Origin of the sequence: Arthrobacter sp. zg-Y919, from assembly GCF_030142045.1 — a bacterium.
Lineage (GTDB): Bacteria > Actinomycetota > Actinomycetes > Actinomycetales > Micrococcaceae > Arthrobacter_B.
On the sequence record NZ_CP126242.1, the window covers coordinates 1,212,361 to 1,225,873 of the forward strand.

The 13,513-nt window shown below is 66.2% G+C and carries 14 protein-coding genes and 2 tRNA genes; 5 read left to right on the plus strand and 11 right to left on the minus strand.

The window, feature by feature from the left end; genetic code table 11:
• The first annotated feature begins 73 nt into the window (after positions 1–73).
• On the plus strand, positions 74–1,537 hold the full coding sequence (locus tag QNO10_RS05735) for a glyceraldehyde-3-phosphate dehydrogenase (RefSeq protein ID WP_283995883.1): 1,464 nt from the start codon (positions 74–76) through the stop codon (positions 1,535–1,537).
• A 94-nt stretch (positions 1,538–1,631) separates the two neighbouring features.
• On the opposite strand, the gene def is transcribed toward QNO10_RS05735, so the two are convergent.
• The 5 genes from def to QNO10_RS05760 form a co-directional block, all read right to left on the minus strand.
• The gene (gene def / locus QNO10_RS05740; protein ID WP_229948823.1) at positions 1,632–2,204 is read right to left on the minus strand and encodes a peptide deformylase; all 573 of its coding nucleotides are present in this window, start codon (positions 2,202–2,204) and stop codon (positions 1,632–1,634) included.
• Between the two features lie 38 nt (positions 2,205–2,242).
• Entirely contained in the window at positions 2,243–3,400 is a 1,158-nt protein-coding gene (locus QNO10_RS05745) for an acyl-CoA dehydrogenase family protein (protein ID WP_229948820.1), read from the minus strand.
• A 165-nt stretch (positions 3,401–3,565) separates the two neighbouring features.
• Positions 3,566–3,641: transfer RNA gene (locus QNO10_RS05750), tRNA-His, on the minus strand.
• A 140-nt stretch (positions 3,642–3,781) separates the two neighbouring features.
• Positions 3,782–4,384, minus strand: a complete 603-nt coding sequence (gene orn / locus QNO10_RS05755) for an oligoribonuclease (RefSeq protein ID WP_283995882.1) — start codon at positions 4,382–4,384, stop codon at positions 3,782–3,784.
• Positions 4,385–4,435: 51 nt separating this feature from the next.
• The gene (locus QNO10_RS05760; RefSeq protein WP_229948818.1) at positions 4,436–4,927 is read right to left on the minus strand and encodes a hypothetical protein; all 492 of its coding nucleotides are present in this window, start codon (positions 4,925–4,927) and stop codon (positions 4,436–4,438) included.
• A gap of 378 nt (positions 4,928–5,305) precedes the next feature.
• Here QNO10_RS05760 and mptB point away from each other — a divergent pair, with 378 nt between their 5' ends.
• Entirely contained in the window at positions 5,306–6,847 is a 1,542-nt protein-coding gene (mptB, locus tag QNO10_RS05765) for a polyprenol phosphomannose-dependent alpha 1,6 mannosyltransferase MptB (protein ID WP_229948816.1), read from the plus strand.
• Here mptB and QNO10_RS05770 read toward each other — a convergent pair.
• Positions 6,810–8,075, minus strand: coding sequence for a glycosyltransferase family 87 protein (locus tag QNO10_RS05770; protein ID WP_229948814.1), 1,266 nt, complete (start codon positions 8,073–8,075; stop codon positions 6,810–6,812). The genes mptB and QNO10_RS05770 overlap by 38 nt on opposite strands.
• Before the next feature lie 118 nt (positions 8,076–8,193).
• Between QNO10_RS05770 and QNO10_RS05775 the strand changes: the two genes are divergently transcribed.
• Positions 8,194–8,613 carry a DUF3224 domain-containing protein gene (locus QNO10_RS05775; protein WP_229948811.1) on the plus strand — a complete coding sequence of 140 codons (420 nt, stop codon included), beginning with the start codon at positions 8,194–8,196 and terminating at the stop codon, positions 8,611–8,613.
• A gap of 15 nt (positions 8,614–8,628) precedes the next feature.
• Here QNO10_RS05775 and QNO10_RS05780 read toward each other — a convergent pair whose 3' ends face one another.
• From QNO10_RS05780 to QNO10_RS05800, 5 genes are all read right to left on the minus strand, one after another.
• Entirely contained in the window at positions 8,629–9,366 is a 738-nt protein-coding gene (locus QNO10_RS05780; RefSeq protein ID WP_229948810.1) for a M50 family metallopeptidase, read from the minus strand.
• A gap of 26 nt (positions 9,367–9,392) precedes the next feature.
• Positions 9,393–10,157 (minus strand): anti-sigma factor, encoded by a 765-nt coding sequence (locus QNO10_RS05785; protein ID WP_229948808.1) that lies wholly within the window; start codon positions 10,155–10,157, stop codon positions 9,393–9,395.
• Complete coding sequence (locus QNO10_RS05790) at positions 10,138–10,710, minus strand: RNA polymerase sigma factor (protein WP_229948807.1); 573 nt, start codon at positions 10,708–10,710, stop codon at positions 10,138–10,140. The genes QNO10_RS05785 and QNO10_RS05790 overlap by 20 nt, the downstream gene beginning before the upstream one ends.
• A 62-nt stretch (positions 10,711–10,772) precedes the next feature.
• Positions 10,773–11,432 carry a class F sortase gene (locus QNO10_RS05795; RefSeq protein ID WP_229948805.1) on the minus strand — a complete coding sequence of 220 codons (660 nt, stop codon included), beginning with the start codon at positions 11,430–11,432 and terminating at the stop codon, positions 10,773–10,775.
• Positions 11,433–11,520: 88 nt separating this feature from the next.
• On the minus strand, positions 11,521–12,348 hold the full coding sequence (locus QNO10_RS05800; RefSeq protein WP_229948803.1) for a DUF4397 domain-containing protein: 828 nt from the start codon (positions 12,346–12,348) through the stop codon (positions 11,521–11,523).
• A gap of 181 nt (positions 12,349–12,529) precedes the next feature.
• Between QNO10_RS05800 and QNO10_RS05805 the strand changes: the two genes are divergently transcribed.
• Both QNO10_RS05805 and QNO10_RS05810 read left to right on the plus strand, forming a co-directional pair.
• Positions 12,530–12,602 (plus strand) — tRNA-Arg (locus tag QNO10_RS05805).
• 257 nt (positions 12,603–12,859) lie between these two features.
• Entirely contained in the window at positions 12,860–13,480 is a 621-nt protein-coding gene (locus QNO10_RS05810) for a single-stranded DNA-binding protein (protein ID WP_229948801.1), read from the plus strand.
• Positions 13,481–13,513 lie beyond the last annotated feature (33 nt).

The following is a 13,513-nucleotide window of genomic DNA, read 5'->3' on the forward strand; positions in this document are numbered from 1 at the left end:
ACCTAATACACTGGGAGGGACTACCGCCAACCGGCACAACGCAGTGCCGGCTGATAGAAGGATGTGAAGTTCTGTGAGCTCCAATTCGGATACGTGCCTTGACGCCTGGATGGATCGGGAGGCCCTCGCCGAGGCCATGATTCCGCTGATCGGACGGCTCTACCGGGAAAACAGCGTGGTGACCTCGGTGTACGGGCGTCCGCTCGTCAATAAATCGGTGATCGACATCCTGAAGGCTCACCGCTTTGCCCGTCAGATCGACGAGACCGAACTGCCCGTGGCCGAAACCTATCCGCTGCTGCTGGCGCTGAGCGAGCTGGAACTGGGCGCCGCGTCCGTGGACCTGGCCCGGATGGGCAACAAGTACAAGGAACACGGAGGGGATCTCAAGGAGTTCCTACGGACCGAGCTGGCCGACGTCGCCGGTAAGCGCGGCGCGGACGAGAGGACCAGTACCGACGTCGTGCTCTACGGCTTCGGCCGGATTGGACGCCTGCTCGCCCGGATCCTCGTGGAGAAGGCAGGCGGCGGACGCGGCCTGCGGCTGCGCGCCGTCGTGGTCCGGAAGGGTTCGGAAAACGACCTCGTCAAGCGCGCCAGCCTGCTGCGCCGGGATTCCGTCCACGGTGCCTTCAACGGCACCATTTCGGTGGACGAGGAAAACAACACGATCCTCGCGAACGGGACGCTCATCCAGGTCATCTACTCCAACGATCCCGCCACAGTGGACTACACCGCGTACGGCATCAACGACGCAGTGGTGGTGGATAACACCGGTCGTTGGCGCGACGAGGAGGGACTCTCCCGGCACCTAGCAGCGAAGGGTGTGTCCCGGGTGCTGCTGACCGCTCCGGGCAAGGGCAGCCTGAAGAACATCGTGCACGGAATCAACCATGGTTCCATCACCGACGACGACCGCATCATTACGGCCGCCTCCTGCACCACCAACGCCATCACTCCGGTGCTCAAGGTCCTCAACGACAAATACGGCATTGTGAACGGGCACGTTGAAACGGTGCATTCCTTCACCAATGACCAGAACCTGATCGACAACTTCCACAACGGCGACCGGCGCGGGCGCTCGGCGGCGCTGAACATGGTCATCACGGAAACCGGTGCGGCCAAGGCAGTGGCCAAGGCCCTGCCCGAGCTTGAGGGCAAGCTCAGCGGCAACGCCATCCGGGTCCCCACCCCCGACGTGTCCATGGCGATCCTGAACCTCAACCTGGAGAACGCCACCACCAGGGACGAAGTGAACGCGTTCCTGCGCGAAACGTCGTTGAACTCGCCGCTGCACAAGCAGATCGACTACATCGCGTCACCCGAGGTGGTTTCCAGCGACTTCGTCGGCTCCAAGCGTGCGGGGATCGTGGACGGACTGGCCACCATCTCGAACGGCAAAAACCTCGTGCTGTACGTCTGGTACGACAATGAATTCGGCTACAGCTGCCAGGTCGTCCGGGTGCTGGAGGAGATGGCACGCGTCAATCCGCCGGCCTTCCCGAAGGCGGAGTCGCTGGCCGCCATCGCCGGCTAGCAGCAGGCCCGGCTGGGGCATCCAGACAGGTTAGGACAGCACAGGCCCGCAGGAGGAATCCTGCGGGCCTGTGCCGTTGTTTGGGGCAGTGGCGTCAGTGCCCGAACGGGTCCGGATCCACGCCCGGCATCCAGGTGTTGCCGGGAACAGTCCAGCCCTGGGCCTTGAGGACCTTCCGTGCCTTCCGGCTCCACCGGTCATTGAGCCGGTCCACGTAGAGCTTGCCGTCCAGATGGTCGTACTCGTGCTGCAGTACGCGGGCAAACCAGTCGGTCGCCTCGAACTCAACCGGCGCCCCGAATTCGTCAAAGCCGCTGATCTTGACCCAGTCCGCGCGGTTGACCGGGAAGTTCTCCCCGGGAACGGAGAGGCAGCCTTCCGAGGTTTCGTCCGGATCGGGGGCGGAGCCCGGGACCTTCGAGGTGATCAGGGTCGGGTTGATGACAACGCCGCGGTCCGGGGCGTCGTCGTCGTTCGCGTAGTCGAACGTAAACAGGCGTAGGCCGACGCCGATCTGCGGGGCAGCCAGGCCCACCCCGTTGGCCACGTCCATGGTCTCGTACATGTCCGCAACCAGGGTGCGGAGTTCTTCGTTGAACTCTTCCACGGCGGCAGCCCGGCGGTGCAGAACGGGTTCTCCATGGATGACGATGGGACGAACGGTCATTACTGTCTTTCTCTCGTGGTGATATGCGGTGATCAGGCTCAGCGTGCGATGCCGCGCCCGATGACTTCCCGCATGATTTCGCTGGTGCCGCCGAAGATGGTCAGCAGCCGGGCCGCCAGGAAGGCCTGGGCCACCGGGTATTCCAGGATGTAGCCGTAGCCGCCGTGCAGCTGCAGGCAGCGGTCCGTGATGGACTTGGCGCGTTCGCTGGCCCAGAGCTTGGCCTTGGCGGCCGAGACGGCGTCCAGCTTCCCCTCGTTGAAGGCGAGGATGGCGGAATCGACATAGGCTTCAGTGACTTCGACCTCGGTAAGGATGTCGGCCAGCACGAACCGGCTGTTCTGGAAGTCGGTGATCCGTTCCCCGAAGGCGTTGCGGTTCCTGGTGTACTCCAGTGTTGCTTCGTAGACCTGCCGGGCGACGGCGGAGGAGGCGACGGCGATGGCCAGCCGGCCCTGGGGGAGCTGGCCCTCGGCATACTCCAGCCCGCGGCCGACTTCGCCCACGAGGTTTCCGGCCGGAACGTACACGTCGTCAAAGAACAGCTCCGCCGTGTCGGACGCTTTCAGGCCCATCTTGTCCAGCTGCCGGCCGGTGCTGTAGCCCTCGGTCTTCTCCACCATGAACATGCTGAAGGAATCGCGCATCCCGCGGCCGGTGCTGCCGTCGGTCCGGGCCAGGACCAGGGACGCGTCGCCGCTGATGCCGTTGCCGATGAAGGTCTTCTGGCCGCTCAGCCGCCAGCCGCCGTCGTCGGCCCGGACCGCCTTGGTGCGGATACCGCGCAGGTCGCTTCCGGCGCCGGGCTCGGTCCAGGCAACGGAGGTGACCTTGTCCCCGGACACCATGTCCGGCAGCCAGCGTTCCTTGAGCTCGTCGGAGCCGTAGGCAAGCAGGTGCGGGAGGACCATGTCATCGTGGAGGTGGAAGGCCAGCCCGACGGCGAGATGGTTGTTCCGGGCGAATTCCTCATCCATCACGGCTCGGAAGCGGTAATCCGGCATACCGGCGCCGCCGAACTCTTCCGGGACGGCCAGTCCGAGCAGGCCCTGCTCGCCGGCGGCTTTCCAGAGACCGCGGGGCATCATGTGCGCCGCATCCCAGTCGGGGTATGCTGCAGCGATTTCGCGGGAATCGAATTCCCGGACGACGTCCCGGAACAGCTCGTGGTCCTCTTCGAACAGTCTGCGGTCCAAGGCGGCCTCCTCATTGGTAAGCCACGCGCAGGCGCAGCAGGTCCGGCACGGGCCGGTACCCGTGGGCGCCGTGCGCACCGTGCCGCTAACAGTGAAAGACAAACATAAAAGGCCGCCCCGGACTAATCCGAGGCGGCCTTTGGAAGCTGGAACTGCCAGCCTCATTGGGGTGAGTAACGGGGGTTGAACCCGCGACCTCCTGGACCACAACCAGGCGCTCTGCCAACTGAGCTATACCCACCATGTGCCTCAAACGTTCATCCGCGAAGTCCAGGCGAGTGGTCTTGCGGACTCATTTATCTGAGGCAGCGGAATCAAGCTTACACGGTTTTTTGAGTGCTTCTGACACACCCGGCCACCGGAGGCCCGATTGTGACAGACCTAACCCGAAATCCCGGCGGCGATCTTCTTGGCCGTGGCGGAATCCGGTCCCGGGGCGGGAACGAAGACAGCTTCCCGGTAGTAGCGCAGCTCGTTGATGGAATCGCGGATATCACCGAGGGCGCGGTGTCCGCCGCTCTTGGCCGGAGCCTGGAAATAGGCCCGCGGGTACCAGCGGCGGGCCAGCTCCTTGATGGTGGACACGTCAATGATCCGGTAGTGCAGGTAGTCGATGACTTCCGGCATGTCGCGGGCCAGGAACATCTTGTCCGTTCCCACGGAGTTGCCGGCGAGCTGGGCCTTCTTCGGCTCGGGGACCCATTTGGTGATGTATTCGACGACGGCGGCCTCCGCCTCGGCCATGGTGATGCCGTTCGGCAGTTCATCCAGCAGCTTCGAGGTGGTGTGCATCTGGCGCACAAAGTCGCCCATCTGCGCCAGTGCGGCGTCGTCCGGCTTGATGACCACGTCCACACCGTCGCCGAGGATGTTCAGCTCGGAGTCCGTGACGAGGACAGCCACTTCGATCAGGGCGTCGTTCTTGATGTCCAGACCGGTCATTTCACAGTCGATCCAGACCATACGTTCATTTGTTATTGGCACGTGTCCAATGTACCGCTTCCACACGGACACTTCCGGGCGGCGGCTCCGGAACTAGAGGCTGGAGTGGCTGCGCTGGCGCCGGTCCGGCAGCCCGGCATCGGCGGTGGCATAGCTGGCCGGAATACCGCTCCGGTAGGGCTGCAGGGGGATCTGGCCGGTGTCGGGCGGCCCGAATGTACGGGTCCAGCGGCTTGGCTCTGCGGGCATCTCGTGGAACACCGGAGTAACGGCGGCCCGCCGGCCGTGCGGCGCGGTGCGGACGCGGACCGGGTGGGAGGCAGCGGGGTGAAGCGGGGCCGCTGCGGTGCGGACCGGAGCGGCTGCGCGGACGGCTGGTGCCGGCAGGCGCTCCGCAGCAGGTGCGGCGGCCGCCGTCGGACGCGGGGGAGTGAGCGCCCAGCTGAGCGCAAAAGCGAAAAGCAACAGGGCCGAAGCGGAGGTGACCCCGCCGTACGGCACACCCACCCACAGCATGGCCACGGTGGCCACCACGGTGAGGAAGGCACCCCAGGCCAGCAGTTCGTGACTGCGTTCCTGCTTCACCGCTTGCTTCACCGCCTGCTTCGGTGCCGGCTTCACCGCCGGTTTCACCGCCTGCGGGGACGCCGATTGTGCAGCCTCGGCCCGTCTCCTTGGGTGTTTGCTGGTCCTAACAGGTTCTGCCCGGTGGCGCCCCACAGCCAATACCGCCTTGCTTCGTTTATCACAACAGAAATTCCAGTCTATGCGACCGTGCGCCGGCTCACAGCATTGACACCGGCCGAGTCGGGGTATCTCCCGGGGAGGTGCAGGCCGCGATGCTAATATCAGCCTGTTGAAGGTACCCGGGCATTCCTGTGCCGGCATTCAGTCCGCTACCGGACCCTGACTGCTGCCAGGCCCGCAGGACAAGTGTTTTACCCAGAGATTGGAACCACGTAGATGACCGCCCAGGTCCCAGCGACTGAGCCTTCGTCTCCGGGCCCGGAGATAGCGAAAGCCGACCGCCCCAACATTGCGATTCTGCAGGGGTTCATCGGGTCCCTCTTGATGCTCTTCGGCTCCTTTGGTGTGGGGTGGCTTTCGCTGGACTCAGCCGAGCTGCGGAGCAATCCGCTGATTATCTGGATGCGCTTCGACGAGCCGATCGGCGCCGTTGCAGCAGTCCTGATGCTCGCGACGGGCGGCATGCTCCTGGTGCGGTCCTGGCTGCGCCTGGGGCAGCGGATGAAAGGATGGGGTCCCGAATCCAGGCCGGTGATCCTGCGCGCCGTCATCGCCTGGTCCGCCCCGATGTGCTTCACCCTCCCGCTGTTCAGCCGCGACGTTTTCGCCTACATCGCCCAAGGCCTCGTGATGGTCAGCGGACTCAATCCGTACAAGGACGGCTATTCCCAGATCTCCAACTACCTGCAGCTCGGCGCGGACGATCTCTGGGCGCAGAGCCCGACCCCGTACGGTCCGGTCTTCCTCTGGATCGAGGAACTGGTGGTGCGGATCACGGGCGGCCAGCCCGAGTTCTCCATCCTGCTGTTCCGCCTGATTGCACTGGTCGGCGTTGCCCTTTGTGTCTACTACGTGCCGAAGCTGGCCGAACTGCACGGCATCAACCCGAACCGGGCACTGTGGCTGACCGCCGCCAACCCGCTGTTCCTGGTGAACTTCATCGCGGCCGTCCACAACGATGCCCTGATGATCGGCCTGGCCCTGGCCGGGCTGTACCTGGCCGCGACCAACCGCGCCCTGGCCGGGATCCTGCTGGTAACCCTGTCCATCGGCATAAAGCCCATCACCGTTATCTTCCTGCCGTTCATCGGCCTGCTGTGGGCCGGGAAGAATGCGTCGTGGCGGCGGAAATTCGCTTACTGGGCCATGACGGCCGGCATCTCCCTGGGGCTGCTGTGGGTCATGGGCCTGATCAACGGCTTCGGTTTCGGCTGGGTGGGGGCGCTCAGTACGCCGGGCAGTGTCTGGATCTGGTACGCCCCGGTGGGCTTTGCCGGGATGCTGGTGGCCACGTTGGGCAACGCCCTCGGACTGCCGGGCTGGACGCTGGCAGACATCGTGCACACCATCGGGCGGCTGGCCTCCGTGGCCATTGTGCTGTGGCAGATGTTCGTGGGGCAGCACAGCCGCATGATCAGGCGCCTGGCACTGGCCTTCGCGGCCATCGTGATGCTGGCACCGATGATCCAGTCCTGGTACGTCGTCTGGCTCATCCCGCTGTTCGCGGTGACTGGCCTCCGCGATGACTGGCAGGCGAAGACGCTCTACCTCTTCGTTTCGTTCTTTATGGTCTACGCCATCAGCGACCAGCTGGACATCTGGCCCTACTTTGAGTTCAGCCTCAGCGCGGCCCGCCAGATTGCCGCAGTCACCGCGCTGGGCTTCGCCCTCTACCTGATCTTCGTGGACCCCAAGACCAAGGTCCTGTTCCGCAAGCGGCTTACGGCGCCCGCTCCGGGCGAACTGCGGACGCACTAAGCGCCGTGCCGCCCGCCCGGGTCAGGCGGATGACCCGGGCCAGCGACCAGCCGAAGAGCACCAGCAGCAGGATGTTGCGGGCGGTCAGGAGCAGGGCCACGGCAACATTCAGGTCGTTGTACAGGGCCGAGTAGAACATCGGATACACCAGCGTGGTCAACGCCGCAATCGCGGGCATCAGCATCCCGGGCACCTTCCAGGACCGGCCCTCCCACGCCAGTCCGACGGCCACCACCGCACCCAGCCACAGCATGAACTGCGGCGAGCCCACCTTGTTGAACACAATGAACGCACTGACCAGGGCCAGTGACCCGGAGATCAGCAGCGCACGCGGATCCGCGCCGCGGCGCAGGGCCCAGATGAGCAGCCCGACGACGGCGAGGGCAGCCAGTGCCAGCAGAGGCGTCATCAGTGCGGCCACCGGCTCGCCCAGGGCGCCGCGGACTTCGCGGGTGTTGATGATCTTGTCTTCATAGATGTGCGCATCCGACGAGCCAAGGATCGCCTGCCAGAGACCCGGCGTCGTGAACGGTGCTTCCATCTGCATGCCCCGGGCACCCTGTTCACCGAAGAAACTCAGCAGGTGGGGCAGGCCGCCGGAAACCGCCACGGCTACGGCGATCACCGCCGACACGGCGGCACCCGTGGCCAGCAGGGTGAGGCGCTTCTTCCACGCAACGAGCACCGCCAGGATAACCGCGGCAGGCCAGACCTTGATCCAGGTTGCCACTGCCAGCAGTGCGGAGGCCAGTACCGGACGGGCGGCCAGGAACAGCAGGCCCATGATCACCAGGGGCGCGGTCAGGCCGTCCACCCGTCCCACGGCAACCGGTCCCAGCAGGGAGGTAACGGCCAGCCACCAATACGCCGCCGCGGTGCCCCGGGACCCCGCACGGCGGCTCAGGACAGCCACCCCGCACGCGTTGAGGGCGGTGAAGAGCAGGAACCAGGCAAACTGGTAGCCGCCGTAGCCGAAGACCGCGGCCAGGACCATCGGCACCAGGGCGGCGATGGGATAAACCCAGCCGGCGTCGATCCCGACCCAGTGGCCGTCCTGGAGTCCCTCGAACGCCCAGCGCCGGTAGAAGCCGACATCGCTAAGGACATCGCCGTTCAGGATGCGCGAAGCGAGGGCGGCAAGGAAGCCCAGATGGACTACGGCAAATACCGTCCAGAGGGTGGCCGGGCGCAGTGCCCACTGCCGAAGGGAAGCCGGTTTCCGGGTCATGCGAGGGTGGTGCTCCTTAGGTAAATCCGCTGCCGTGCCGCGTCCGGGCACAGCGATAAGGCTACCCAAGCCACACACCCGGCATGCAATCCGCGCCCGGACACGGGATACTGAAGTAATGACCGACCTAACTGAAGAAGTAATTGTGGCGGATTTTGACGTTTCGGAGTGGGAACCCACCCCGTACCAGGTGGAAGGAACCAACAGCGAACTCTCCACGGTCCGGGCAGTGAAAATCTTCGAGGGAGACATCACCGGGACCAGTGTTGCGGACCTGATCATGGCCGGAAATTCCGTGGGCGCAGGCTATGTCGGCTCTGAGGTGTTCGCTGGAACCATTGCCGGGCGCTCCGGGACCATGGTCATCCAGCACTGGGGCCTCGCCGAGGGCACAGCCACGGCGAGCTCCGGGCACATCATCCCGGGCTCCGGCACCGACGGACTCGCCGGCATTGCCGGCAAGGCCATCTACACCCAGGAAGAAGACGGCCAGCACCGGCTCGAACTGCGGGTGACCTTCCCCGCTCCCCAGGCCTAGGGGCCCCGCGCGGAATTATCCGCGCAGGAAGGCGAGGACCGCTGTAGCCAGCGAAGCGGCGATCACGAGGGCGAACCCCGCCAGCCAGACGACGGCAGGAACCCCGGTGCGCCGGGAGAGGATGTAGGCGTCGGAGCTTTCCAGGTTCCGGCGCCGGCGTGTGTGTACGCCCAGCAGGTTCACCCAGTCCCGGACCGCCCCGACCAGGAGCGCAATCCCGGTGCACATGGCCACATAGCCGGCCACCGGCGGGGCCGCGAACCAGACCAGCAGTACCGAAATCCCGGCGCAGCCAAAGGCGATCACGAATCCCTGCCCGTTCCGGATGAACAGCAGCGCACCGAGCAGCACCAGGGCACTGGCGGACAGTGCTGCCCCGGACCAGCCGCCAAGGGCGGCAAGGACCAGGACAGTACCCACCACGGCCGGTACGGGGTAGCCCCAGAAGCCGGCCCACGCTGCAGGGAACCCGCCCCGGCCCAGGGACCGCATGTCGCCGGAATGATCGAAGCGCAGACGGATGCCCTTGACCACCTGCCCGGTCATCAGGGCGGCAAAGGCGTGGCCGAGTTCGTGGACGAAGGTCACGAACAGCCCGAACCACCGCCAGGTTCCCCGGGGGATGCTGAGCAAGGCGGCTACGGCTGTAATCAGCAACAGCACCCGGGCATCCGGATCCACAGCGGGAACACGGCCGAAGCCGGCCAAGACCCGGGACCACCACTCGGCGGCGACGTCCAGCGCTTCAGCCACGGCCGGCCGGACCCTGCGTGGAAACCCTAGGGGTCAAGGACGCCGCGGAGGATCGAATCCCCGGAGTGCGTGGGGTTGCCGTCAAAAGGCTCGTCGGAGATGTCAACAATTGGGTACTCATCGAGGTCAAGGTTAGCCGGGATGGTGAACCGGCCTTCCGTCCCCTCCATCGTCCCGAGGCTAACCATCCGCTCGACGTCGGGGGCGATCAGCCACACCTCGCGGAACCCCTGCGCACCGGAACCGGTTGCCGTGACGACCAGCTCGCGGCCGCCGTCGGACCGCTGGTCCACCTCCGCGCGCCCCGATTCCGAGTACGCGGGCAAAGGATCCAGGTCCACCGCGGCGATGGTTTCGCTCCGGTCCGCCACAATGCGCGAGATGCCCCAGGTGCCGGCGGCAGCCAGCACCACCGCCGCGGCCGCAGCGCCGAGGATCTGAGGCAGCCGCCGCCTCTCCCGCCGCTTCCGGACGGAATCCAGCGGTACCGGGGAAGCCCCAGCGGTGGGCGGCGCTTCGACCGGCGGGGCTTGATTCCAGGGTGCCGCCTCAAAGGGATCAGTGCGGACGGCATCACTGAGCCCAAGCCGGTCATGGATGCCGGCCCAGACCTGCGACGGCGGCCGGGGGAGTCCCTCCGGTGCGGCCGGTGCCCTTCCAGCGGTTACAACCCGCTGCAGTGCAGTGACCTCGGTGGTGCATTCGGTGCAGCTGTCGAGATGGGCAGCCTCTTCCGGCCCGGCCTCGCCCAGGGCGCACAGGGCCAGCGCTTCAGGTGGCAGATGCTGCATCGCTGACCTCCAATCGCTGCCGGAGTTGGACAAGACTTCTTCGGATGTGGCTCTTTACGGTACCCAACGGGAGTTTCAGTGTTTCCGATATCTGCTGATGTGTCAGGTCTTCGTGGAAGGCCAGGCGGAGGATGGAACCCTGTGGTTCCCCGAGCCTGGCCAGTTCGGCGTCAAGGACCACACGGTCCGCCACACCATCGGGATCCGGGCCGGCGGGTGGAACCTGGGTCCGTCCGGTCTCCGGGGTTTCCATCAGGGTCTCCGAGGAACGGGCCCTTGCCATGGCCATGCCGGCGGCCACGTTCCGTCCGATCCCGACCAGCCAGGCGGCCAGGGTGGATCGGTCAGGTGCGTAGCTGTCCCGGTACTTCCAGGCCCGGATGAACACTTCCTGAACGGCGTCGTCGGCAGCGCCCGGATCGAGCAGCCTGCGCAGCGCCAGCGCGCGGATCAGGGGTGAGAAGCGGCGGTAGGCCTCGGCCAGCGCTGCTTCGTCCCCCGCCGCGAAGGCAGAGTCCATCGCGGCGTCGTTCTCTGGCGCTCCCGTGGGCATCAGTGCCGTTCTCCTGCCATACGGGGCTGCCTCCGGTACCCGGCAGCTCTCTGGGGTTGCCACTATGGTACGGGTACGGCGGTAAGCACAACGTTGTCTTCATAGTCACCCTCGGATTCCAGCCATTTCCCGCCGCAGGTAACCAGTTCCAGCCGCGGCGCGCCGTCGCGGTCAAAGAGGTTGAATTCGTCGAGTGAGGCCTTGGGAATGTTCTGCACCTTCTCGGTGGTGTAGCGCAGGACCGTTCCGTCGCTGCGGGTCACGGTGACGGGGGTGCCGGCAGGAACATCGTCCAAGTCAGCGATGGGAAGTGCTTCGGTCCGGGAATCCACATGCGCTGCCAGCACCGCCGCTCCGCGGGAGGAGCCGGGTGCCGGACCGTAGCGGTACCAACCGGCCTGGTAATGGTTGTCCGGCAGCGTCATGGCTCCATTCGTTTCCTGGCCCACGGGGATGACCTCCAGCTCAATGCCGGTTCCCTCCACGCTCACCCGGACGGGCTCGGGAACCTCTTCCGCAGGGGTGGGTACGGCCGGCCGCACGGGTATCTCAGCGGAGGGGGCTCCGGACGGCGCCGACGGCGGGGCGGATGTTGGCGCCGCCGAAATGGAGGTGGGCGGCGATTCGGCTTCGGGGGTGCCGCCGCACGCCGCAGTTCCGGCAAGGACGGCCGCAGAGAGAGTGGCCGCTGCTGCGAACCGCCGCAGGGGGGTAAGGGGCATGGATGGACCTCCGGAAAAGAAAGGGGCCCCGGTGCTGCCGCGCGGAAAGGGGGTGCGCAGCAGCACCGGGGGGATCGGGCGGGTGCTGCTAGCTGCCGCTGACCGCGGAACGGCGGCGGAGCAGGGCGGCGCCCAGGGCGAGCAGTGCAACGCCGCCGGCGGCAGCAGCCGCCGTCAGGGCCTGGTCATCCCCGGACTGGGCGACCTGCTCCATGGCACCCGGCACCGCGTGGGGTGCGGAGTGCATCCCCTCGATGGTCTGGGTGGCGAGGGCCAGGTTCCCCGCTTCAAGTGAGCCCCACGCATAGACAATCGTGTTCGTACCTTCGGCCAGGGCCAGGTCCGCCGGACCGATCACCGGCGTCGTGGTGCCCGCCGCGGCGACCGACGCGGAGACTGTTCCGGCGTCGACTGTCAGCGCCTTCTCATTGGGGTTGGTCAGGCCGGAGATGACCGGCGTTCCACCGGCCAGGACATCGACGGCGGGAGCGGCCGCTACGTGCCGGACGGTCAGACGGGACTTGCCCGCTTCGACGGCCGATGTGTCATTGGTGAACAAATTCGCCGTCGGGCTGCCCGAGGCATCGAGGTTGGCCGTGGCGGTGTAGTTTCCTCCCGCTGCCAGATCCGCAGATACCGGGCCGATGATCGGGGCGGATGCATCCGTGGCATCGGCGGCGGTGATGGCGAGCTGGTAGTTCCCGCCGGGCAGGTCCAGCGGCCCGGCAAGTTCACCGGGCATGAAGTCGTCCAGGGTAAGCGTGCCGTTGACGTACACGTCCACCGGGGTGTCCGGTACGCCGTGCAGTACCGACAGTTTTGCCATATCCGTGTCGGCTGCCGATGCCGGTACAGCGGAGAAGGCTGCGGCGGTACCTAGGCCGAGGGCCGTAAGAGCGGTAGCGGTCTTGCGCATGGTCTGAGCTCCTTGATCTGCCGCACCCATCGGTACGGGTTAGTGACTTACACCCCTATTACTTCCGGGGGGGCTGTCTTGGATGCAGACCGGCTGGAGTTTTTTTCGCAGGGTTGCGGAACGCCGTCCGCCGGGCGGTCCGAAACGCAGGATGTGGTCGCCGTAGTATCATCGTGAGGTTGCCCCCGTAGCTCAATGGATAGAGCAACGGCCTTCTAATCCGTAGGTTGCGCGTTCGAGTCGCGCCGGGGGCACTTTGCAGTTTGGGCCGGTTGTCTTCCACAGCCTGTCCTCTACAGCCTGTCCTCTACAGCTTGTCCTCCACATCCGTCCTCCCGTCGAGGCAGGCTCCGCCGGTATCCACAACCGCGGCTGTCCCGGGGTCTCTGCCTGCGGCAAGCCGGAAACTGGCTGAACCGGCGGACCCGCCGGTACCCAGGCCGCCGGACCGTGCAGGGCCGTACAGGGCACGGCGCAGCACGCCGCGGCAGTGAGCCGAAGGCAGGACAACATGACCGACACCATTACGCTCCGGGGCTACGTCGCCACCGATATCCGCCGGAACACCACCGACAACGGGCTCGCGGTGGCCAGCTTCCGGATGTGCACGACGGAACGCCGTTATGACCGCGACACCGGGAGTTGGCTGGACGGGCAGACAAATTGGTATGCCGTCAGTCTTTTTCGCCAGCTCGCCACCAATGCCGCGTTCAGCATCCATAAGGGCGACCGGGTGGTGGTGACCGGGCGGCTGCGCCTGCGGCAATGGGCCACGGAGGACGGCCGAAGCGGCACCAGCGCGGACATCGATGCAGACACGGTGGGCCACGACTTGATGTGGGGGACGGCCAATTTCCGCCGCACCCTGTCCGCCGGAACGGACGGATCCGCAGGGGATCGGGGCGAGGGCGGGGACCGGGGCCGGGACAGTGCAGGCGTCGGCGGAACCGCGGGCGACCCTGACCTCGATGGGTCCCTGGGCCGGCTGGACCCGCTGACCGGGGAGCTGCTCGATCCCACCGGAGAAGGCAGCGCCGATGAAGACAGCAGCGATGAAAGCCGCACCGTCGGACCCGGGGAAGAGGTCTTAACGACCGGGGACGAGCGCGAACCGGCCGTCACACCGTATTAGGCGCGGTTCGCTGCGGCTTTCCTTGCCCGGCTA